The organism is Acidovorax sp. DW039 (assembly GCF_037101375.1).
In the GTDB taxonomy this organism is placed as follows: Bacteria; Pseudomonadota; Gammaproteobacteria; order Burkholderiales; family Burkholderiaceae_C; genus Acidovorax.
Genome location: NZ_AP029019.1, coordinates 2,455,136 through 2,476,114, shown reverse-complemented (window position 1 = coordinate 2,476,114; position 20,979 = coordinate 2,455,136). Strand labels below are relative to the sequence as shown.

The following is a 20,979-nucleotide window of genomic DNA, read 5'->3' as shown; positions in this document are numbered from 1 at the left end:
TCTCTTTTTGTACTTCAGGGGGAATCAAAGGGATTGCACATTCTTACCGGCCAGTGCTTGCTGGATACCCCGGTTCATGCGCTGCGCAGCGAAAGCTTCTGTTCCCTTTGCAAGGGCCTCGGTCGCGGCCTCAATGGCGACGGCATCGTCCAGGTCGCGCAGTTGGCGCAGAGCCTGCATCAGTGCATCGATAGAGGACCGCTCTGCAGGTGACAACACATCGCCATCGGCATCCAGCGCGCTTTGTGTGGCCAGCAGCATCCGGTCTGCATCCACCCGAGCTTCGACGACTGCACGGGCGCGCATGTCCTGCGCGGCGGTGGCAAAACCATCCTGCAGCATCCGGGCGATCTCATCGTCAGAAAGGCCGTAGGAGGGCTTGACGTCAATACGCGCCTCCACACCACTGCCCAGCTCCTTGGCACTGACCGACAGCAAACCATCTGCGTCGACGGTGAAAGTCACGCGTATGCGCGCGGCCCCTGCGGCCATGGCGGGAATGCCACGCAACTCGAACCGGGCGAGGCTGCGGCAATCCTGCACCAGGTCGCGCTCACCTTGTACGACGTGGATGGCCAGAGCTGTCTGACCGTCCTTGTAGGTGGTGAAATCTTGCGCCTTGGCAGTGGGAATGGTTTCGTTGCGCGACACAATGCGCTCCACCAGCCCGCCCATGGTTTCGATCCCCAGCGACAGGGGGATCACATCCAGCAAAAGCAGGTCACCAGCCGTGTTGTTGCCTGCAAGCTGGTTGGCCTGAATGGCGGCCCCCAAGGCAACAACCTCGTCGGGGTTCAGATTGGTCAAAGGCTCTCGACCAAAAAACTCAGCAACAGCGCGCTGGACCTGCGGCATACGGGTAGACCCACCCACCATCACGACGCCCTGCACATCCTCGCGTGCCAACTGCGCATCGCGTAAAGCCCGGCGCACAGCGGAGATGGAGCGGGCCGTCAGATCCGCAGTGGCCGCGTCAAACTCGGTGCGACTCACATCCAATTCGACTCTACCGCTTTCCAGATCAGCGGAAAATGCTACAACTTCCATAGCAGTCAGAGCTTCTTTACAAGCCCGGGCGGCCATTCGCACCACCGCCTTGTCAGCAGGCGTTTGCGCTACCGCACCTGCCTTCTGCAAGACCCAGTCTGCCAAAGCCGCGTCATAGTCATCGCCGCCCAATGCCGAATCTCCACCAGTGGCAATGACCTCGAACACGCCTTTGGTCAACCGGAGGATGGAAATATCAAAAGTGCCGCCACCCAGGTCGTACACGGCATAAACGCCCTCGCTGGCGTTGTCCAGCCCATAGGCAATGGCCGCAGCAGTAGGTTCGTTGACGAGACGCAGAAGGTTGATGCCTGCAAGCTTGGCCGCATCCTTGGTGGCTTGTCGCTGCGCATCATCAAAATAGGCAGGCACCGTGATCACGGCACCATAAAGGTCGTCGTTAAATGTGTCTTCAGCGCGGTAACGCAGGGTCGCCAAAATCTCTGCGCTAACCTCTACCGGAGACTTCACGCCTGCCACTGTGGAGAGGCTCACCATCCCGGTCGCGCCTTCGCCTGTCGGCGAGACAAATTCGTAGGGCAACTGATCCGCCTTCGCCACATCAGCCAACCCCCGCCCCATGAAGCGCTTGACGGACGCGATGGTGTTGCGCGCATCCAGCGCCTGGGCGGCCACCGCGTCGTAACCAATTTGCCGCCCACCCTGGTCCAGATAGCGCACCACCGATGGCAGCAGGACCCGGCCTTGTGCATCAGGCAGGCATTCGGCGACGCCATTGCGTACAGCAGCAACCAATGAATGCGTCGTCCCCAGATCTATGCCCACCGCAATGCGGCGCTGATGGGGGTCAGGGGACTGTCCGGGTTCGGAAATCTGCAAAAGCGCCATGGAAATCAGATATCTTGATAAAGGAGCCGCGGGCAACAACCGCAGCGGCTCACAAGGGAAATAACCACCTATTGTCCCAGTTGGTCACGCCGACGCTCAATGTCTGCAGCAAATCGCGCAATAAACATGAGGGCTCTCACCTGCTGTGCGGCGGCAGGGTAGTCATGGCGCTCATCCAGCAGCGCCTCACACTGCAACAAACCCTGCTTGCGCGCCCGCATGACTTCATCATCCAGCGCATCGATCGCAGCTTCAGTTGCAGCCTCTTCCAGCGCTTCGCGCCACTCCATCTGCTGCATGAGAAAGGATGGCGGCATAGCCGTGTTGTCTTCAGCCTGGAGGGGGGCCCCACGCAGCTCGCACAGATAGGCAGCGCGTTTGAGAGGGTCCTTCAAGCGCTGGTAGGCCTCATTGATGCGTGCCGACCACTGCATGGCCACGCGCTGTGCAGCAGCTCCTTGAGCGGCAAAGCGGTCTGGGTGCGCTTCGCGCTGCAGGTCCTTCCAGCGTTGGTCCAGCACAGCACGATCTTGGGCAAAAAGAGCTGGCAGCCCAAACAATTCAAAGTCGTCAGATTGAAGATTCATGACCAAGTGCAGTCAGCCCTCGCGAAGAGGCGGAAGACAAATCAATAAAAAACCGCCAGCACTAGCGCGATGGCGGTTTGACAGACATGAGCCCTCTGAACGAAGGCGTAGTCGGATAGCTCAGACGCGGAAGCTTTCTCCACAACCACAGCGATCGCGTTCGTTGGGGTTGTTGAACTTGAAGCCTTCGTTGAGACCTTCGCGCACGAAATCCAGTTCAGTCCCGTCGATATAGGCCAAGCTCTTGGGATCGATCAGCACCTTCACGCCATGATTCTCGAACACGAGATCTTCTGGCTCGGTCTCATCCACATATTCCAGCTTGTAAGCCAAGCCGGAGCACCCCGTCGTCTTTACACCCAGGCGAACACCCAGCCCCTTGCCCCGGCGGGCCAGGTAGCGACTGACGTGCCGTGCGGCGGCTTCGGTGAGAGTAATGGCCATTGCTTCAGGCTGCAGTATTGGCGTGCTTGGCCTTGTAGTCGTTCACCGCCGCCTTGATGGCGTCTTCGGCCAGGATGGAGCAATGAATTTTCACGGGCGGCAGAGCCAGCTCTTCGGCGATCACACTGTTCTTGAGAGCTGCAGCCTCGTCCAGGGTCTTGCCTTTCACCCACTCGGTAACGAGGGATGAAGATGCAATCGCCGAACCACAACCATAGGTCTTGAAACGCGCGTCTTCGATGACGCCAGTCTCAGGGTTCACCTTGATCTGCAGCTTCATCACATCGCCGCAAGCTGGCGCGCCCACCATACCGGTGCCCACCGATTCGTCACCCTTGTCGAAAGAACCCACATTGCGGGGATTTTCGTAATGGTCAACCACTTTGTCTGAATAAGCCATGGCAAGTCCTCTTTGGTCGTTTCAGGGCGCGCTCAGTGAGCAGCCCACTGGATGGTGCTGAGATCCACGCCATCCTTGTACATTTCCCACAATGGGCTGAGTTCACGCAGACGCGCCACGTTCTCGCGGATGGTGGAAATTGCGTAATCGATTTCTTCTTCGGTCGTGAAGCGGCCGATCGTCATGCGAAGGCTGCTGTGGGCCAACTCGTCGCTGCGTCCCAAAGCGCGCAATACGTAGCTGGGCTCCAGGCTGGCAGAGGTGCAAGCGGAGCCGGACGATACAGCCAGGCCCTTGATCCCCATGATGAGCGATTCGCCTTCCACGAAGTTGAAGCTCATGTTCAGGTTCTGGGGCACACGGCGCTCCATGCTGCCGTTGATAAACACCTGCTCAATATCCTTGAGACCGTTGAGCAAGCGTTGCTGCAGCGCATGCGCTTTGGCATTGCTCTCGGCCATTTCTTCCTTGGCAATACGGAAGGCTTCGCCCATACCGACGATCTGGTGCGTAGGCAATGTGCCAGAACGCATTCCACGTTCGTGACCACCACCGTGCATCTGCGCCTCCAGACGGACACGGGGCTTGCGGCGCACAAACAGGGCACCGATACCCTTGGGGCCGTATGTCTTGTGGGCCGTCATGCTCATCAGGTCGATGGGAAGCTTGGCCATGTCGATTTCCACACGGCCTGTGGCTTGCGCTGCATCCACATGGAACAAGATGCCCTTTTCACGGCACATTGCGCCAATGGCGGGGATGTCCTGGATGACACCGATTTCGTTGTTCACGAAAAGGATGCTGATCAGGATGGTGTCAGGCCGAATCGCAGCCTTGAGCACATCCAGGTCCACCAGGCCATCTTCCTTGACGTCGAGGTAAGTGACGTCGAAACCCTGGCGCTCCAACTCACGCATAGTGTCCAGAACGGCCTTGTGTTCCGTCTTGAGCGTGATCAGATGCTTACCCTTGCCCTTGTAGAACTGGGCAGCACCCTTCAAAGCCAGGTTGATGGATTCAGTGGCACCACTGGTCCACACGATTTCGCGAGGGTCTGCGCCAATAAGGTCTGCCACCTGGACGCGGGCTTTCTCCACGGCTTCTTCCGCTTCCCAGCCCCAGGCGTGGCTGCGGGATGCGGCATTGCCGAAATGTTCGCGCAACCAAGGGATCATCGCGTCCACCACGCGTGGGTCCACTGGAGTGGTTGCGCCGTAGTCGAGATAAATGGGGAAATGAGGAGTCATGGCAGTAGCTGGCTCAAAGAGCGTTGATGGCTGGCAGCAAAAACAGCGGGTCGATGAAAACTAAAGAACCGGAGAAAAGCGCCACCCCGTTCACAGGGCAGCGCATCGCAATCAAGACTTGGCGAACGCATTCCCCAGAGCGAAAACGGAATTGGGTGCATTGACACGAATCGGCTTGACCACTGGTGTCGTAGAGATAGCGCGACGCACAACAGGCTTGTCTTCCACCTGAACACCCTTGGCGAGCTGGTCGTCCACCAGCTTTTGCAGGGTGACGGAGTCCAGAAACTCCACCATGCGCTGATTGAGCGATGCCCACAGCTCATGCGTCATGCAACGGCCGGCTTCGCCCAAGCAGTTCTCCTTGCCACCGCATTGCGTGGCGTCGATGGGCTCATCCACGGAAACAATAATGTCCGCCACGGTGATTTCGCCGGCCTTACGGGCCAGCGTATAACCGCCACCAGGACCACGGGTGGATTCGACCAGCTCATGGCGGCGCAGCTTACCGAACAGCTGCTCAAGGTACGAAAGAGAAATCTGCTGGCGCTGGCTGATGGCCGCCAGCGTGACGGGACCGTTGTTCTGGCGCAGGGCCAAATCAATCATGGCTGTGACCGCAAATCGGCCTTTTGTGGTGAGACGCATTGCAAGCTCCTTGTGCTGAGGCTCGTTCGTTAAAGAAACTGCCTGCGCTGGCGAATCATCCGGTCAGCACGGGCACCGTCTCCACCCCTTACTCCGCAGACGCTTTTTCTGCTGCGGAGCCCTTCATCTTGGGCTTTTGTTGTTGAGTATTTTGTAAGAGTATACCACAAATCCCTATTGAATCGCTCAGGTTAAAAAACCAACCAGTCGCAATTTCACCCAACAAGTATCCAACTTCACAAAGACCTTCTAGACAGCGATGGAATCCCCCCCGGGTGCACCAAAGGCGCGGTCTTTGAGTTTGGTCAGCTGATCGCGTACACGGGCGGCCTGCTCGAATTCCAGGTTGCGGGCATGCTCCAGCATCTGCTTTTCAAGGCGCTTGATTTCGCGCGAGATGTCTTTTTCAGACATCTCCTCCACCTGGGCTCGCTGCATGGCTTCTTGCTCCAGCCGCTCAGCGTCTTTACCCGCTTTCTCGCTGTAAACACCGTCAATCAGGTCTCGTACCCTCTTGACAATGCCGCGCGGGGTAATGCCATGCGCCTCGTTGTGCGCAAGCTGCTTGGTGCGCCGCCGCTCCGTCTCATCCATGGCTTTTTTCATGGAATCCGTAATACGGTCAGCGTACAGAATGGCGTGACCATTCAGGTTCCGCGCAGCACGGCCAATCGTCTGGATCAGGCTGCGCTCGGCACGCAAGAAGCCCTCTTTGTCGGCATCCAGAATGGCAACCAGCGAGACTTCCGGAATATCCAACCCCTCCCGCAGCAGGTTGATTCCGACCAGAACGTCGAAGGCACCAAGGCGCAGGTCACGGATGATCTCCACCCGTTCCACGGTGTCCACATCGCTGTGCAGGTAACGCACCTTCACCCCGTTGTCGGTGAGGTAATCGGTCAATTGCTCCGCCATGCGTTTGGTCAAAGTAGTGATCAGCACCCGCTCCTGCCGCTCGACACGGATGCGGATCTCCTGCAGAACATCGTCCACCTGGTGGGTGGCGGGTCGTACTTCGACGATCGGGTCCACCAAGCCGGTCGGGCGAACCACCTGATCCACGATCTGGCCCGAATGCGTTTTTTCATAGTCAGCAGGCGTGGCCGTGACAAAGATGACCTGCCGCATGCGCTGCTCAAACTCTTCAAATTTGAGGGGCCGGTTATCCAATGCAGATGGAAGGCGAAAGCCGTACTCCACCAGCGTTGTCTTGCGCGCACGGTCCCCGTTGTACATGGCTGAGAGCTGGCCAATCATCTGGTGGCTTTCGTCCAGAAACATCAGCGCGTCCTTGGGCATGTAGTCCGTCAGGGTGCTGGGCGGATCGCCGGGGGCTGCGCCCGAAAGGTGCCGCGTGTAGTTTTCGATCCCCTTGCAGTGCCCCACTTCGCTGAGCATCTCCAGATCAAATCTCGTACGCTGCTCCAGCCTCTGCGCCTCCACCAGCTTGCCATCGGCCACCAGTTGCTGCAGCCGCTCGGCCAGCTCCAGCTTGATGGTCTCTACCGCAGCCAGCACCTTGTCGCGCGGGGTCACGTAGTGGCTGCTGGGATATACGGTAAAGCGCGGAATCTTCTGACGAATGCGGCCTGTGAGAGGATCAAACAGCTGCAGGCTCTCCACCTCGTCGTCAAACAACTCGATGCGGATGGCCAGCTCAGAGTGTTCAGCCGGGAAGACATCAATGGTGTCTCCCCGCACCCGGAACTTGCCACGCGAAAAATCGGCCTCGTTGCGCTGGTATTGCATGCGGATGAGCTGGGCGATCACATCCCGCTGACCCAGCTTGTCCCCCACACGCAGGGTCATCACCATGCGGTGATAGCTTTCAGGCTCACCAATGCCGTAGATGGCCGACACCGTGGCAACAATCACCACGTCGCGCCGCTCCATCAGGCTTTTGGTGCATGACAGCCGCATCTGTTCGATGTGCTCATTGATGGCGCTGTCCTTCTCGATGAACAGGTCGCGCTGGGGAACATACGCCTCAGGCTGGTAGTAGTCGTAGTAGCTGACAAAGTACTCCACCGCATTTTTCGGAAAGAACTCCCGAAACTCGCTGTAAAGCTGCGCCGCCAATGTCTTGTTGGGCGCAAAAACGATGGCGGGGCGGCCCATGCGGGCGATCACATTCGCCATCGTGAAGGTTTTGCCAGAGCCGGTCACGCCCAGCAGGGTCTGGAAGGCCTCTCCATCGTTGAGCCCTTCCACCAGCTTGGCAATGGCCTCCGGCTGGTCGCCTGCGGGCGGGTACGGCTGGAACAGCTCGAACGGCGAGTCAGGAAAGCGAACAAACTCGCCCTCTTGCGAGGGCTGCATGGCTTCAGTCAATTCCAGCATGGGTGTCGTCAACGTTTGGTGGGGGCGGGCCGTTAAAATCGGCGGAACCCGGCACAGTACACCAGGCCCGGATTCTTCGCTACTGACAACCTTTCAAGGAACTTCATGTCTCTGTTCACCGCCGTCGAAATGGCCCCTCGCGACCCCATCCTGGGTCTGAACGAACAATTCAACGCAGACACCAACCCCAACAAGGTCAACCTGGGTGTGGGCGTCTATTTCGACGACAACGGCAAGCTGCCCCTGCTGCAATGCGTACAGGCAGCCGAGAAGACCATGATGGAAAAGCCCACTGCCCGTGGCTACCTGCCCATCGACGGTATTGCGGCTTATGACGCAGCCGTCAAAGGCCTGGTGTTCGGCGCAGACTCCGACGTCGTCAAGAGCGGCCGCGTGGCCACTGTGCAAGCCATCGGTGGCACTGGCGGCCTGAAGATCGGTGCCGACTTCCTCAAGAAAATCAGCCCCAACGCCACCGTGCTGATTTCTGACCCCAGCTGGGAAAACCACCGTGCGCTGTTCACCAACGCCGGTTTCACCGTAGACACCTACCCCTACTTCGACCAGAGCGCCAACGGCGGCCTGGGCGGCATCAACTTTGACGGCATGCTGGCCAAGCTGAAGGCTGCTGCCGCAGGCACCATCGTGCTGCTGCACGCCTGCTGCCACAACCCTACCGGTTATGACATCACCCCCGCCCAGTGGGATCAAGTGATTGCCGTAGTGAAGGAACGCAACCTCACCGCCTTCCTGGACATGGCCTACCAGGGCTTTGGCTACGGCATTGCTGAAGACGGCGCCGTGATCGCCAAGTTTGTGGCCGCTGGCCTGAACATCTTCGTGTCCACCAGCTTCTCCAAGAGCTTCAGCCTGTACGGCGAGCGCGTGGGTGCCCTGAGCGTGGTCGGCAGCAGCAAGGAAGAAACCGACCGCGTGCTGAGCCAGCTGAAAATCGCCATCCGCACCAACTACTCCAACCCACCCACACACGGTGGCGCCATTGTGGCCGCCGTGCTGGGCAACCCAGAGCTGCGCGCTCTGTGGGAAAAGGAACTGGGCGAAATGCGCGTGCGCATCAAGGCCATGCGCCAGAAGCTGGTCGATGGCCTGAAGGCCGCGGGCGTGACCAAGGACATGTCCTTCATCACCACGCAGATCGGCATGTTCAGCTACTCCGGCCTGTCCAAGGACCAGATGGTGCGCCTGCGTAGCGAGTTCGGCGTGTACGGCACTGACACGGGCCGCATGTGCGTGGCTGCGCTCAACAGCAAGAACATCGACTACGTCTGCCAGGCCATCGCCAAGGTCATCTGACAGATCAGACTGCTCGATCTACGGATAACAAAAACCGCCCTCGGGCGGTTTTTGTCTTTTGGGCCTCTGGCGCTTATCAGACAAGCGCAAGCAGCTCACTTTTTGATAGCTACCCCCACAGCACCGACCGCATCGAAATCGACGCCGACTGGTAACCCGTGTTGAAAAACCGAGGCATCTCCGTGGGCTGCACAGCGCCTGCTGCGTACAACAGGGGCAAGTAATGCTCGTGCGTGGGATGCGCCTGCTTGGTGACGGCCCCCAGACCCAGAAAGTTCTGCAGCGCATCGAGCTGGCCTTTCTTGATCTGTTCCTGCACCACCGTATCAAACTCTGCAGCCCAATCGTAGGCCTCGTTGGGCGCACTACCTCGGCGGCTGGCGCGCAGGTTGTGCACGACGTTACCGCTGCCCACAATCAAAACGCCCCGGTCCCTGAGTGCAGCCAGTTGGCGACCCAGTGCGTAGTGCTCTGCGGGTGGTCGGCTGTAATCCATGCTCAGCTGCAGCACCGGAATTTGCGCCTTGGGAAACATGGGCTTGAGCACGGACCATGTGCCATGGTCCAGCCCCCACTCGCCCTCATCTACGCTGACCGTGTAACCGGCTGCGGGCGACTTCAACTCCTTGGCCAGGCTCTTTGCCACCGCAGGTGCGCCCGGAGCGGGATATTGCTGGTCAAACAACTCCTGGGGAAAGCCGCCAAAGTCATGGATGGTTTTGGGCTGGGCCATGCCCGTCAACTGCCAGCCACCGCGCGTCATCCAATGGGCCGATATGCACAGGATGAGTTGGGGCTGCACCGACCGCGCCAGCAACTCAGCGCCCATCGCCTGCCAGCTGCGCCGCCAGCTGTTGTCTTCAATGGCATTCATGGGGCTGCCATGGCCCACAAACAGCACCGGCATGCGTGGAGATGGCTTGAGTGCCTGCAGCTGGGGCAGACCGGCGGCGCTGGACAGGGATGTCATGAAAAGTCCTGATGTAGAGGCAAGCCCAGCCAGGGCTGCCAAGGAAGTTCTGCGTTGCATGGGGATGAGCGGGCAGCGAAGGTGGCGTAACAAATTATGTATAACCCGTGAAAGAGACAACCCGGCATGCAAAGTTCCTCGGCATGTCATTCATCTACAGCTCCCCCATGTCCAAAGCCCTACCCCAGCCGCTGCAAGGCGTACGCATTCTCAGCCTGGCATTGAACCTGCCCGGTCCTGCAGCCCTGTTGCGCTGTGCCCGCATGGGCGCCACCTGCACCAAGCTGGAGCCACCTGCGGCGCCAGGGCAGCCCAGTGCCGACCCGATGGCCCTATACAGCCCTGAGGCCTATCGCGCATTGCATCCGGGCATACACATCCTCCAAGCCCACCTGAAAACCGAACCCGGCCAAGCCTTGCTGCACGAGGAGCTGGCCAAAACCGATGTGATCCTCACATCCTTTCGCCCCTCCGCCCTGAGCAAGCTGGGCCTGAGCTGGGATGCACTGCACCCGCGCTACCCCCGACTCTCTCTCGTGCGCATCGTGGGCACAGGCGGAGCCCAGGCCGAAGAACCAGGGCACGACCTGACCTATCTGGCCGACGCAGGGCTGCTGACCAGTACTGAGATGCCTGCCACGCTCTATGCCGACATGGGCGGTGCACTGATGGCCAGCGAAGCGGTGCTACAAGCGCTCTTGGTTCGGGCCCAGACGGATGAAGGCCAGTGCCTGGAAGTCGCCCTGGCAGACGCAGCTGCCTGGCTGGCACAACCGCGCACATGGGGGCTGACGATGCCCGAGGGCGATGTGGGCGGCCAACACGCGGGCTACCGCATTTACCCCTGCGCCGATGGACGTGTGGCGGTGGCGGCCTTGGAACCGCACTTTGCAGCCCGGCTGTGTGCCGCAGCCGCCCTGCCCCCACAGGGCGACGCCGCGACCATGCGCGCGCCTGGCACCCATGCAGCGATAGCTGCCTTTCTGAAACAGCAAACCCGGCAGAACCTGGAGGCCCTTGCCGCAGCGCAGGACATTCCGCTGCATACCCTGCCCTGACATCGTCTCGAGAAACGCGGGCACGTGATCAGGCAGGCGCGCAACCTACAACCGAGAAGCGCTCCAGCCTACAAGCCACCGCCACTGCAGAAGGTTTCAATCGTGCAGTTGTATCCACTGCAGGACCTGATCCATGAAACCCATGATCCTCGACTCCACCATGACCAACCTGGGCGGCGTGTTCTACCCCACGGGCCATGTGTTTGCGCTGTTTCCGGACGAGGACTGTGTGAGGCATGCAGGCACCGCGCTGCAATCTGCAGGACACAAGGGAGAGCTGGCCTATGCCAGCCCGGAAGTCATCCTACAGGACATCGTCCACACCTTGGGTACAGCCGATGCGCCCTTGCCCTCCGTGGGCGCGGAGGGCGACATGGTGCGGCGTATTGCCGACCTGGCAGGCACCGGGCACCACGGTTTGCTGATCGCCATGGACAGCAAAGACACGCCTGAACAAGTAGTGGAGGCCATCACGGCGCAGGGGGCCGCTGCAGCGTTTTACTACCGCACCTTCATCATTGAAGACTTGGTGCCCCAAGCCCCCGCGCAAGCATCCCAATCGGTAGTGGTGGGTTCCCGCGCGGTACAAGACAAAAGTTAGCCGCCGACACAAGCTGGGTCAGTAGCCTTTGCTACTGACCCATTTAGTCTGTGGCCCGCGGGCGCTCAACGCGGCTTGCGTGCGGCCGCCTTGGCGCTTCCCGTCACCCGCGGCGGCAGGCCGGTGTGTTGGGTGAGGATGCGGCCTTTGACGGGTTGATTGCCTTTGCCTGGCTTGGCCGCCACAGCAGCAGGCGCGGGCTTTTGTCCCACAGGCGTAGAGTTCTTGCGGCGCGCGCTCTGGTAGCTGCCGTCCGTCATGGGCTGGAAGGTCGGGATCAGGTGGTGCTTACCATTGCCAATCAGATCCGCACGGCCCATGGTCTTGAGCGCCTCGCGCAGCAGCGGCCAGTTGTTGGGGTCGTGGTAGCGCAAAAAGGCCTTGTGCAGGCGGCGGCGCTTTTCGCCACGCACGATGTCCACGGTTTCCTCTTCCGCATCGCGCATGTGGCGGCGTACCTTGGTCAGGGTGTTGCGGCCCGAGTGGTACATGGCGGTGGCGGTGGCCATGGGGCTAGGGTAAAAGGTCTGCACCTGGTCGGCGCGGAAACCGTTTTTCTTGAGCCAGATGGCGAGGTTCATCATGTCCTCGTCGCTCGTGCCCGGATGGGCGGCGATGAAGTACGGAATGAGGAACTGCTTTTTGCCCGCCTCTTCGCTGAACTTCTCAAACATCTGCTTGAAGCGGTCGTAGCTGCCAATGCCCGGCTTCATCATCTTGGTCAGAGGGCCTTGCTCGGTATGCTCGGGGGCAATCTTCAGGTAGCCGCCCACGTGGTGCTGCACCAGTTCCTTCACGTATTCGGGCGACTTCACGGCCAGGTCGTAACGCAGGCCAGAGCCGATGAGAATCTTCTTGATGCCCTTGAGCCCGCGTGCGCGGCGGTAGATCTTGATCAGCGGCCCATGGTCGGTCGTCAGGTTCTGACAGATGCCAGGGTACACGCAGCTGGGCTTGCGGCAGGCGGCCTCGATCTCGGGGCTGCGGCAACCCAGGCGGTACATGTTGGCCGTGGGGCCGCCCAAATCGGAAATCGTGCCGGTGAAGCCCTTGACCTTGTCGCGGATGTCCTCGATCTCCTGGATGATGGAATCCTCAGACCGGCTCTGGATGATGCGGCCTTCGTGCTCGGTGATGGAGCAGAAGGTGCAGCCGCCAAAGCAGCCGCGCATGATGTTCACGCTGAAGCGGATCATCTCCCAAGCCGGGATCTTGGTCGCGCCGTCGTGGCTGCCGTTTTCGTCGGCGTAGCTGGGGTGGGGGCCACGTGCGTAAGGCAGGTCGAACACATAGTCCATCTCGGCCGTGGTCAGCGGGATGGGCGGTGGGTTGATCCACACATCGCGCGCCGTCACACCCTCACCGTGCGCCTGCACCAGGGCACGGGCGTTACCCGGGTTGGTCTCCAGGTGCAACACGCGGTTGGCGTGGGCGTAGAGCACGGGGTCGCTTTTGACCTGCTCGTAGCTGGGCAGGCGGATGACTGTTTTCTCGCGCGGGGGCATCTTGAGCTTGACCCGCAGCGAAGGGTTGGGCACGAACTGGATGGGCTGGATGGCCGGATTGGGCTCGGCTTTTTGTGCGTCAGCGCGGGCGTTGCCCTGTGCCTCATTTTGGCCTACAGCGCCCGTCCCACAAGCGCTGGCAGCTCCTGAATCAGGAGCATCTTCCTTGCTGCAGGTGCTGCCTTGGGCAGCGGCCTGCTCGCTGGTGGTCATGTAGGGGTTGATGTGTGGCTCCACCACGCCGGGCTCGTCCACGGTGGTGGAATCGATCTCGAACCAGCCCTTGCCACTTTCATCGTCGGGGCGGCGCACAAAGGCGGTGCCGCGCACATCGGTGATTTTTTCGACAGGTTCACGCGCGGCAATGCGATGGGCTACCTCCACCAGGGCACGCTCGGCGTTACCGTACAGCAGCAAGTCGCACTTGGAATCCACCACGATGGAGCGGCGCACCTTGTCGCTCCAGTAGTCGTAATGCGCGATGCGGCGCAGGCTGCCTTCGATGCCGCCCAGGATGATGGGCACGTCCTTGTAGACCTCGCGGCAACGCTGGCTGTAGACGATGGCAGCACGGTCGGGGCGCTTGCCGCCCACGTCGCCAGGGGTGTAGGCATCGTCGCTGCGGATCTTCCGGTCGGCGGTGTACCGGTTGATCATTGAATCCATGTTCCCCGCCGTCACGCCCCAGAACAGGTTGGGCTTGCCCAGCACCTTGAAGGGCTCGGCGCTTTGCCAGTCGGGCTGGGCAATGATGCCCACGCGAAAGCCCTGAGCCTCCAGCGTGCGGCCAATCACGGCCATGCCGAAGCTGGGGTGGTCGACGTAGGCATCGCCTGTGACCAAGATGATGTCGCAACTGTCCCAGCCCAGTTTGTCCATCTCCGCGCGGCTCATTGGCAGGAACGGGGCCGTGCCAAAGCGCTTGGCCCAGTACGGACGGTAGCTGGTCAAGGGCTTTGCGGCGCGCGCAAAAAAGGAAACGTCAACGGGGGCGTTCATGCAATAGGAGATGGCCGCCTCGGGCGCTGGGCGGTCACGGTCATGGTGGGGAGGCCGCGATTTTAAGGGCGCAAGCCCTTTTTTGTTGCATGGGCGGGGTGATGGCCCCTCAAAGCGGGGGTGTGTTCGCCGCCGCAGGGGCCCGGAATGCCCCTCGGCCTACCACTCGCCCACTTCGCGCACACGCTGGGCCAGATCGGGGATGTCATCCGCGCTGGAATCCGTGCGCGCACCCGGCAAGGCTACATCGGCGCAGCCTATCGCCAATGCCTGCGCTGAAGGCGCAGCCGCGGCTGATGGCTGCTGAGAATGCCCTCGCCCGAACGCATGGCTGGTCAAGGCATGGTGCAAGGTATGAACGAAGGGCAAAGTAAACATGGCAGAACTCCTGGGGGCGTTGGGTGCATCACGGCATGCCCTCACTGTGAACTCTTCATTGCGTCTTGCCTATCACCCAAATGGGTGATCCGAGTCATCTGTTGCATGCGCACCATGGGTGATTACCCGTGGGTGCCTCACTCCTGTGATTGCGTTGCGGCGTAAACTCGTTGCCCCATGCCCCACACCTTGGCCACCGCCGCGCACAGCGAACTCATCATCAAGAAAAGCCGTTTCATCGGCTGCGTTCAACCCATGACAGACCGAGCCGCCGCGCAAGCGGTGGTGGACGCCCTGTGGAAGCAGCACCCCGGTGCTGCCCATGTGTGCTGGGCGCTGCTGGCAGGCGGGCAATCCGCCGCTGTGGACGACGGAGAGCCCAGTGGCACGGCCGGGCGGCCCATGCTGGATGTGTTGCGCCACCAGGATCTGGAGGGCGTGCTAGCCACGGTGGTACGGTACTTCGGCGGGGTCAAGCTGGGGGCCGGGGGTTTGGTGCGTGCGTACACCGATTGCATCGCACAAGCCCTGCTGACAGCGCAGAAGGTGCCGTTGCAACGCATGAGCACCCTAGCCTGCAGCGTGCCCTATTCCCTGGAAGGGTGGCTGCGCAGAGAGATCGAAGCGGCAGGCGCAGAGCTGCTGCAGGTGGATCACGGATCGGCTGTCACGCTGCAATGGCGCTTGCCCGAAGCGCAAGCGGCGGCATGCCGCCAGCGCATCAGCGACGGTGGGCAGGGGCGTGTGGGGTGGATGGAGGCAGACCGAGTCGCGTCGTAGCGCGGGCTTCAGATCGCGTCGGGCATCCAGATTTTTCAGAAAAATCGACCTCTAGCGCTTACCCAGCAAGCGCAAGCAGCTACATTTTCAATAGCACCACTCCCAGCGCTGCAAAAAGGCCTCAACCCATCGCCCCAAAATGCCGATAACCAGCAAACCACCGGAGGATTTGCCATGGACCTCGCAATGACCAACAGCATCGTCAGCACCGCTACATCGCTGGCCAGCGCCAAGAATTCGGATGCTGTGAACATCGCAGTACTGAAGAAGGCCCTGGATATTCAGGCGGTATCTGCCAGCACCATGCTCGATGCCATGCAGCAATCCATGCCTCAGCCCGCCTTGGCCACCAGCGGCACGCTGGGCACCCAGGTCAACACCTTTGCCTGACCTGAGCAGCGTCGCTGAGCGCTAAAGCCAGGGCCCCATCAGCGCAGGCGGCTGGGCGCAAGCCCCTCGGGCTGCACGCCTTCACGCACCAGCACTTCATCCAGCGGCTCAGAGCAAATCAGGCGGCGCGCCAGCAGGGAGGCCCCCGCAGCGCTCTGGATACCGTAGCCGCCCTGCCCCGCCATCCAGAAAAAGCCGGGCACATGGTTGTCCCAGCCGATCACCAGATCACCATCGGGCACGAAGGAGCGCAGACCTGCCCAGGTGTGCGATGGCCTGCGGATCTGGAAGGTGGTCATTTCCTCGATGTGGTAGATGCCCGTCGCCACGTCCAGCTCCTCGGGTACCACGTCGTGCGGGTGCGTGGGGTCGGCATTGGCGGGGGAGCCCAGCAGCTGCCCCGCATCGGGCTTGAAGTAGAAGCTTTCGTCAATGCCCACCACGGCGGGCCACGCATGGGCGTCCATACCCTCGGGCACCGCAAAGGTGAAGGCGGTGCGCCTGCGCGGCTCCAGCCCAATGGGAGGAGCGCCCGCCATCTGCCCAATCACATCGGCCCAGGCGCCTGCGGCATTGACGAGGACGCGGCTCTGCAGCGTGCGGCCGTCGGCCAGCGTGACGGTCCATAGGCCCTTGGTATCTGCCTCACCCATTTCACCCGCCTCGTTTGCCCCTGCCCCGGCTGCTTTTTCATCCAGGCGACGCAAGGCAGCCACTTCGGCATGGGTCAGCACCTGGCCACCGCGCTGCCGCAGTCCGCGCAGGTAACCCTGGTGCAGTGCATGCACATCCATGTCGGCAGCATCGGGCTCGCCCATGCCTGCGGCCACCACGTCGGGTTTCAGGCACGGCAGCATCGCTAGCAGCTTGTCTTTTTCCACCCACTCCACATTGGGCGATGCAGCGCGGGCTTCGTCATAGGCCTGGCGCAGCAGGTCCAGCTGCTCGGGCCGCGCCACATAGACCACCCCACGCGGAGAGAGGATGGGGTCTGGCCCGAACTCGGCCGGGGGGTCGTCATAAAACGCCCGGCTGGCGCGCGTGAGCGCCTGAATGTTGGGCGTGCCGTAGGTGGCCATGTACAGCGCGGCCGAGCGCCCCGTGGTGTGATAACCCGGCTGGGATTCGCGCTCCAGCAGGATGACGGAGGGCGCACCTTTCCCGTTCTGCCCCTGCACCAATTGCCAGGCGACCGAAGCGCCCGCTATGCCCGCGCCGATGACGATGTAGTCTGCGATGGAAGAAATGCTGTCTGCCATGCCGGTTCCTCAGACTGCCGACACCTGCGCTGCAGAGGCCGCACGGTCTGCACGCGGCAGGCTGCGCGCATCGCGCGGGTCGGGCGCGCCGGTCACGATGGACGTCAGTGCGGGCTCGGCGCGGGTCTGCACCAACTTGGCCAGATCGGGCCGGGGGCGTGCCAGGCCATCAATGCCCTTGAAGGCTTTCTCCAGCGCATGTCCTACGCCCAGCGTGTGCCGGTCTGCACGGAAGCGTCCCACGATCTGCAAGCCGAAAGGCATGCCCAGATCGTCCAACCCACACGGCAGGCTGAGCGCGGGGTGGGTGGTCAGCGTCGTCACGTAGGTGAGACCCAGCCAGCGGTAGTAGTTGGCCTGCGCCTCGCCGTTGATGTGGCTGGCGTAGAGCTGTGTCCAGGGGAAGGGAGAGACCGGCGTTGTGGGCGCGAGGATCACGTCGTAGTCCTCATACAGCTTCTGGAAGCGCGCAAGGATGCGCGTCTGCTCGGCCTGCGCCCAGGCGCTGTCCAGCAGCGTCATGGCCGCGCCCATTTCGTAATTGGCGCGGGTGTTGGGCCCCAGGCTGGAGGGGTCGCGTTCGTAGGCTTCACGGGTGCTGGCCACAAAAGCCTCGGCGCGCAGCACGTCAAAGCAGCGGTGCACGTCGCCCAGGTCCACGTCGATTGGGTCACAACGGGCAAACAGGTGCTTCATGGCCTGCACCTTGCGGCGGAACACGGCGCGAATGCCATCGTCCACCGCGCAGGCACCAAAGTCTTCGGTGTAGGCCACGCGCAGGCTGCCCAGGTCCACCGACTCAGGGATCAGGAAGCTCATGGGGTCCAGCGGGTAGCTGAGCGGATCACCAGCCGACATACCCGCCGATGCAGCGAGTTGCAGGCAAGCCTCTTCCACCGTGCGCCCCATGGGGCCAACCACCGAGATGGGTGTCCAGCCCAGCAGCTTGCGCGAGCTGGGCACCACGCCCGGAGAGGGCCGAAAACCCACCACGCCGCATTTGGACGCAGGAATGCGCAGCGACCCGCCGGTGTCCGAGCCGGTGCACACCGGCAGCATGTCGCACGCCAGCGCCGCAGCCGACCCGCCGGAGGAACCGCCCGCATTGAGGTTGGGATTGAACGGGTTGCCCGTGGCACCCCACACCGTGTTGCGTGAATTAGCACCGGCTCCCATTTCGGGGATGTTGGTCTTGCCCGTGACAATGGCACCGGCTGCGCGCAGACGGGCCACCAGCACGTTGTCCTGGGTAGGAATGTGGTCCCGATAGATTTCGGAGCCGTAGGTGGTGAGCAGCCCTGCCGTGGCTTCCAGGTCCTTCACCCCCATGGGCAGGCCGTGCAGCAAACCCAAGGGCTCCCCCTTGAGCACCGCCTGCTCTGCAGCTTTGGCCTCCGTCCGCGCCCGGTCATAACAAGTGGCGGTGATGGCGTTGACCGAGGGGTTGACCGCCTCGATGCGTTCAATGCAGGCGTCCAGCAATTCCACAGGAGACACCTCGCGGGTGCCGATGCGGTGGCGCAGTTCGTTGGCGGTCAGCTCGACCAGGGTACTCTTCGTTGTCATTTCGGGCTCGTCTCCATAGGGTTGCCCAAGGGGCAACCGCGATCATTCAGCAGTCATCAATCCGCAGCAATCAATCCGCTGTGATGCTGGCGCGCTGGGCAATGGCACGCATCAAAGGCAGTTCCTTGTCGATCAACTCGGCCAATGCCTTGGATGAGCCATAGGCGGGCTCAAAGCCCATGCCAATGAGCTTGTCACGGGTTTCTGGGTCAGAGACTACCTGAGCCAAGGTCAGCTCCAGACGGGTTTTGACGGCTGGCGGCAAGCCTCGAGGCGCCACCACTGCCAGCCAAGTATCCATCTCCAGGCCGGGGTAGCCGTTCTCTGCCAACGTGGGCACCTTGGGCAACAGGGAGGACCGCTTGGCCGTGGTCACGGCAATGGCCTTGACTTTGCCATCCTTCAGATGCGGCAGCGCGGCTGACACCGTATCGACGGTGAAGGGAATCTGCCCACCGATCAGGTCGGTCATGGCGGGCGCACTGCCCTTGTAGGGAACGTGCTGAATCTTCACACCCGCGGCGTGAAAGAACATCTCGCCCGCGAACTGGGAGGTGGTGCCAGCGCCGAACGAGCCGTAAGAATACTTTTCAGGCGCAGCCTTCAGGGCCGACACAAACTGCTTCACGTCGCTGACCGGCACATCCTTGTTGGCCAGCAGGATCAGCCCAGTGCGGCCGGTGATGCCGATAGGCTCAAAGCTCTTGACCGGGTCATACGGCAGCTTGGGGCGTACGGCCGGGTTGATGGTGAAGGTGGTGCCAGAGCTGATCAGCAGCGTGTAGCCATCCGGTGCGGCCTTGGCCACGTAAGCAGCGCCAATCGTTGTGCCACCACCGCCTTTGTTGTCAATCACCACGTTCTGGCCCAGCTTGTCGCCCAGCTTCTTGGCAATCACACGCCCGAGCACATCGGTGGCTCCACCCGCAGGAAAGGGCACCACCAGCGTGATGGGCTTGGTGGGATAAGCCCCATCCTGTGCCACGGCTGGCAGCACCGCTGCCCCCATGGCACAGATCACGGCGGACAAAAGCAGCTTCTTGCGGTTCATGGCGTTCTCTCCAAAGTCACAAAGGTGGAAACAGGAAACAGGGAAATCAGGTGGCCGACGACTTGGCGGCCAGCAAGGCACGCCCGCGTTCGACAAAGGTTTGGTACTGGGCATCAGGCACCAGCAGGCCGCCTGTGGTCCAGACCAGATGCGTGGCCTGGTGCAGGACAGCGTCCAGCCCGCTGGCTTGCAGCCATGCCTGGCCTGCCGTGGTGCCCGTCAACATGGCGGGCCCGCTGAAGCCCGCGGCTGCCGAGGGCTCAATACGCTCGCCCAGCGTGTCCAGCACCATGACGAGGTGCTCGAACAATGTGGCGTCCTGCACGGTGAAAACGCCTGACAGGAGCGGTTTCATCAATTCGGCAGCGAGCAAAGAGGCCCGGGGAACCGCCAGACCATCTGCCTCTGTGCGGTTGGTCAGGCCCCAGTCGTACACCGACGGATGCCCGCCCAGGTGCGGAGCCTGATCGCTCAGCATCTGCACCATGAAGCAGGGAGACTGCACGGGCTCCGCAAAGAAACAGTGCACATGCGGCCCCAGAAGCTGCCGCAGCCCAAACGCAATCCCCGCAGGCGCGCCGCCCACGCCGCAGGGCAGGTACACCAGCAGCGGGTGCTGCGCATCCACCACCACGCCCTGGGATTGCAACTGCTTTTGCAGATGCAAAGCCGCAGCGCTGTAGCCCAGCAGCAGCGAGAAGGACTGCTCGTCGTCCACAAAGTGGCACAAGGGGTCGGCCGCGGCCTGTTCGCGGCCCGCAGCCACCGCGCGCTCGTAGTCGCCGGTGTGCTCCACCACCTGCACGCCACGCAGCCGCAGCCGCTCTTTCTTCCATTCCTTGGCGTCTGCAGACATGTGCACCGCCGCCTTGAAACCCAGGGCTGAGGCCACCACGCCAATGCTCAAACCCAGGTTGCCCGTGGAGCCCACCGCCACCTGGTAGCGCGCCAGCACTTCGCGCGCTGCGGGTTCTGCCAGCACACGGTAGTCACCCCCTTGGCTGACCAGGCCCTGCTGCAAAGCGACCTGTTCCGCAAATTCCAGCACCTCGTGCATGCCACCACGCGCCTTGATGGAGCCCGCCACGGGCAGGCTGTGGTCGGCTTTGATGAAGAGCTTGCCAGCATCTGCCGGAATGCCCAGTGCAGGCAACAAGGCCGAGGCGGGCATGAGCGCGGATTCGACTACGCCCTGGGTCGCCGACAGCTCGGGAAACACCTGGGCCAGCAAGCCCGCAAAACGCTCCAGCCTATGAGCAGCGGCATGTGTATCAACCAAACTAATGGTTCGACCCAATGCCTGCATGTGCTCGGGTGGATGGGCCTGCCGCGCGGCATTGGTCCATAGCGCGGGCTGGGCATTGCGCAGCCGGGTGGTCAGCAAAACATCGGGGGCGTTGCTCATCGGGGGTGAATATTTCAGTGAGAGGCACAGCGCTGGTGGCGTGCTGCGCCTCTGCTTTTGTCAAGGAATGTTTCCTGACTGCATTTTTGGTTGCGTTGCACTTCCCCACAACGCATTTATAGTGACGCAAGCATTAGTATT

The 20,979-nt window shown here is 61.7% G+C and carries 19 protein-coding genes; 5 read left to right on the top strand and 14 right to left on the bottom strand.

Annotated features, from left to right (window positions below):
• Positions 1-24: 24 nt before the first annotated feature.
• The 7 genes from hscA to uvrB form a co-directional block, all read right to left on the bottom strand.
• Positions 25-1,896 (bottom strand): Fe-S protein assembly chaperone HscA, encoded by a 1,872-nt coding sequence (gene hscA / locus AACH87_RS10970; protein ID WP_338794461.1) that lies wholly within the window; start codon positions 1,894-1,896, stop codon positions 25-27.
• Positions 1,897-1,964: 68 nt separating this feature from the next.
• A complete protein-coding gene (gene hscB, locus AACH87_RS10965; protein ID WP_338794460.1) occupies positions 1,965-2,483 on the bottom strand; it encodes a Fe-S protein assembly co-chaperone HscB in 519 nt (172 codons plus the stop codon).
• Positions 2,484-2,603: 120 nt separating this feature from the next.
• A complete protein-coding gene (gene iscA / locus AACH87_RS10960) occupies positions 2,604-2,927 on the bottom strand; it encodes an iron-sulfur cluster assembly protein IscA (RefSeq protein ID WP_338794459.1) in 324 nt (107 codons plus the stop codon).
• 4 nt (positions 2,928-2,931) lie between these two features.
• Positions 2,932-3,327, bottom strand: a complete 396-nt coding sequence (gene iscU, locus AACH87_RS10955; RefSeq protein ID WP_338794458.1) for a Fe-S cluster assembly scaffold IscU — start codon at positions 3,325-3,327, stop codon at positions 2,932-2,934.
• 32 nt (positions 3,328-3,359) lie between these two features.
• Positions 3,360-4,574 carry an IscS subfamily cysteine desulfurase gene (locus AACH87_RS10950; protein WP_338794457.1) on the bottom strand — a complete coding sequence of 405 codons (1,215 nt, stop codon included), beginning with the start codon at positions 4,572-4,574 and terminating at the stop codon, positions 3,360-3,362.
• Between the two features lie 111 nt (positions 4,575-4,685).
• Positions 4,686-5,222, bottom strand: coding sequence for a Fe-S cluster assembly transcriptional regulator IscR (gene iscR / locus AACH87_RS10945; protein ID WP_338794456.1), 537 nt, complete (start codon positions 5,220-5,222; stop codon positions 4,686-4,688).
• 249 nt (positions 5,223-5,471) lie between these two features.
• Positions 5,472-7,562 (bottom strand): excinuclease ABC subunit UvrB, encoded by a 2,091-nt coding sequence (uvrB, locus tag AACH87_RS10940; protein ID WP_338794455.1) that lies wholly within the window; start codon positions 7,560-7,562, stop codon positions 5,472-5,474.
• Between the two features lie 105 nt (positions 7,563-7,667).
• Between uvrB and AACH87_RS10935 the strand changes: the two genes are divergently transcribed.
• Positions 7,668-8,876, top strand: coding sequence for an amino acid aminotransferase (locus AACH87_RS10935; protein ID WP_338794454.1), 1,209 nt, complete (start codon positions 7,668-7,670; stop codon positions 8,874-8,876).
• Positions 8,877-8,985: 109 nt separating this feature from the next.
• Here the strand turns inward: AACH87_RS10935 and ygiD are convergent, their stop codons facing one another.
• Positions 8,986-9,846 (bottom strand): 4,5-DOPA dioxygenase extradiol, encoded by an 861-nt coding sequence (gene ygiD, locus AACH87_RS10930; protein ID WP_338794453.1) that lies wholly within the window; start codon positions 9,844-9,846, stop codon positions 8,986-8,988.
• 167 nt (positions 9,847-10,013) lie between these two features.
• Here ygiD and AACH87_RS10925 point away from each other — a divergent pair, with 167 nt between their 5' ends.
• Both AACH87_RS10925 and AACH87_RS10920 read left to right on the top strand, forming a co-directional pair.
• On the top strand, positions 10,014-10,904 hold the full coding sequence (locus AACH87_RS10925) for a CoA transferase (protein WP_338798927.1): 891 nt from the start codon (positions 10,014-10,016) through the stop codon (positions 10,902-10,904).
• Positions 10,905-11,037: 133 nt separating this feature from the next.
• Entirely contained in the window at positions 11,038-11,505 is a 468-nt protein-coding gene (locus AACH87_RS10920; protein ID WP_338794452.1) for a hypothetical protein, read from the top strand.
• A 65-nt stretch (positions 11,506-11,570) separates the two neighbouring features.
• Here the strand turns inward: AACH87_RS10920 and AACH87_RS10915 are convergent, their stop codons facing one another.
• Together AACH87_RS10915 and AACH87_RS10910 are read right to left on the bottom strand one after the other, a co-directional pair.
• Positions 11,571-14,009 carry a YgiQ family radical SAM protein gene (locus AACH87_RS10915; protein WP_338794451.1) on the bottom strand — a complete coding sequence of 813 codons (2,439 nt, stop codon included), beginning with the start codon at positions 14,007-14,009 and terminating at the stop codon, positions 11,571-11,573.
• Between the two features lie 159 nt (positions 14,010-14,168).
• Positions 14,169-14,387 (bottom strand): hypothetical protein, encoded by a 219-nt coding sequence (locus AACH87_RS10910; protein WP_338794450.1) that lies wholly within the window; start codon positions 14,385-14,387, stop codon positions 14,169-14,171.
• Between the two features lie 177 nt (positions 14,388-14,564).
• Between AACH87_RS10910 and AACH87_RS10905 the strand changes: the two genes are divergently transcribed.
• Together AACH87_RS10905 and AACH87_RS10900 are read left to right on the top strand one after the other, a co-directional pair.
• Complete coding sequence (locus AACH87_RS10905; protein ID WP_338794449.1) at positions 14,565-15,167, top strand: YigZ family protein; 603 nt, start codon at positions 14,565-14,567, stop codon at positions 15,165-15,167.
• A 174-nt stretch (positions 15,168-15,341) separates the two neighbouring features.
• Positions 15,342-15,557, top strand: a complete 216-nt coding sequence (locus AACH87_RS10900) for a YjfB family protein (RefSeq protein WP_338794448.1) — start codon at positions 15,342-15,344, stop codon at positions 15,555-15,557.
• 38 nt (positions 15,558-15,595) lie between these two features.
• On the opposite strand, the gene AACH87_RS10895 is transcribed toward AACH87_RS10900, so the two are convergent.
• The 4 genes from AACH87_RS10895 to AACH87_RS10880 form a co-directional block, all read right to left on the bottom strand.
• The gene (locus AACH87_RS10895; RefSeq protein ID WP_338794447.1) at positions 15,596-16,816 is read right to left on the bottom strand and encodes an FAD-dependent oxidoreductase; all 1,221 of its coding nucleotides are present in this window, start codon (positions 16,814-16,816) and stop codon (positions 15,596-15,598) included.
• Positions 16,817-16,825: 9 nt separating this feature from the next.
• Positions 16,826-18,382, bottom strand: coding sequence for an amidase family protein (locus AACH87_RS10890; RefSeq protein ID WP_338794446.1), 1,557 nt, complete (start codon positions 18,380-18,382; stop codon positions 16,826-16,828).
• A 70-nt stretch (positions 18,383-18,452) separates the two neighbouring features.
• A complete protein-coding gene (locus tag AACH87_RS10885) occupies positions 18,453-19,433 on the bottom strand; it encodes a tripartite tricarboxylate transporter substrate binding protein (RefSeq protein ID WP_338794445.1) in 981 nt (326 codons plus the stop codon).
• Positions 19,434-19,479: 46 nt separating this feature from the next.
• Positions 19,480-20,838: a D-serine ammonia-lyase gene (locus AACH87_RS10880; protein WP_338794444.1), complete on the bottom strand. Its 1,359-nt coding sequence runs from the start codon at positions 20,836-20,838 to the stop codon at positions 19,480-19,482.
• Positions 20,839-20,979 lie beyond the last annotated feature (141 nt).

Coding starts and splice junctions, on each gene's coding strand:
- hscA (WP_338794461.1), bottom strand. CDS start 1,896: ATGGCGCTTTTGCAGATTTCCGAACCCGGACAGTCCCCTGACCCCCAT.
- hscB (WP_338794460.1), bottom strand. CDS start 2,483: ATGAATCTTCAATCTGACGACTTTGAATTGTTTGGGCTGCCAGCTCTT.
- iscA (WP_338794459.1), bottom strand. CDS start 2,927: ATGGCCATTACTCTCACCGAAGCCGCCGCACGGCACGTCAGTCGCTAC.
- iscU (WP_338794458.1), bottom strand. CDS start 3,327: ATGGCTTATTCAGACAAAGTGGTTGACCATTACGAAAATCCCCGCAAT.
- AACH87_RS10950 (WP_338794457.1), bottom strand. CDS start 4,574: ATGACTCCTCATTTCCCCATTTATCTCGACTACGGCGCAACCACTCCA.
- iscR (WP_338794456.1), bottom strand. CDS start 5,222: ATGCGTCTCACCACAAAAGGCCGATTTGCGGTCACAGCCATGATTGAT.
- uvrB (WP_338794455.1), bottom strand. CDS start 7,562: ATGCTGGAATTGACTGAAGCCATGCAGCCCTCGCAAGAGGGCGAGTTT.
- AACH87_RS10935 (WP_338794454.1), top strand. CDS start 7,668: ATGTCTCTGTTCACCGCCGTCGAAATGGCCCCTCGCGACCCCATCCTG.
- ygiD (WP_338794453.1), bottom strand. CDS start 9,846: ATGACATCCCTGTCCAGCGCCGCCGGTCTGCCCCAGCTGCAGGCACTC.
- AACH87_RS10925 (WP_338798927.1), top strand. CDS start 10,014: ATGTCCAAAGCCCTACCCCAGCCGCTGCAAGGCGTACGCATTCTCAGC.
- AACH87_RS10920 (WP_338794452.1), top strand. CDS start 11,038: ATGAAACCCATGATCCTCGACTCCACCATGACCAACCTGGGCGGCGTG.
- AACH87_RS10915 (WP_338794451.1), bottom strand. CDS start 14,009: ATGAACGCCCCCGTTGACGTTTCCTTTTTTGCGCGCGCCGCAAAGCCC.
- AACH87_RS10910 (WP_338794450.1), bottom strand. CDS start 14,387: ATGTTTACTTTGCCCTTCGTTCATACCTTGCACCATGCCTTGACCAGC.
- AACH87_RS10905 (WP_338794449.1), top strand. CDS start 14,565: ATGCCCCACACCTTGGCCACCGCCGCGCACAGCGAACTCATCATCAAG.
- AACH87_RS10900 (WP_338794448.1), top strand. CDS start 15,342: ATGGACCTCGCAATGACCAACAGCATCGTCAGCACCGCTACATCGCTG.
- AACH87_RS10895 (WP_338794447.1), bottom strand. CDS start 16,816: ATGGCAGACAGCATTTCTTCCATCGCAGACTACATCGTCATCGGCGCG.
- AACH87_RS10890 (WP_338794446.1), bottom strand. CDS start 18,382: ATGACAACGAAGAGTACCCTGGTCGAGCTGACCGCCAACGAACTGCGC.
- AACH87_RS10885 (WP_338794445.1), bottom strand. CDS start 19,433: ATGAACCGCAAGAAGCTGCTTTTGTCCGCCGTGATCTGTGCCATGGGG.
- AACH87_RS10880 (WP_338794444.1), bottom strand. CDS start 20,838: ATGAGCAACGCCCCCGATGTTTTGCTGACCACCCGGCTGCGCAATGCC.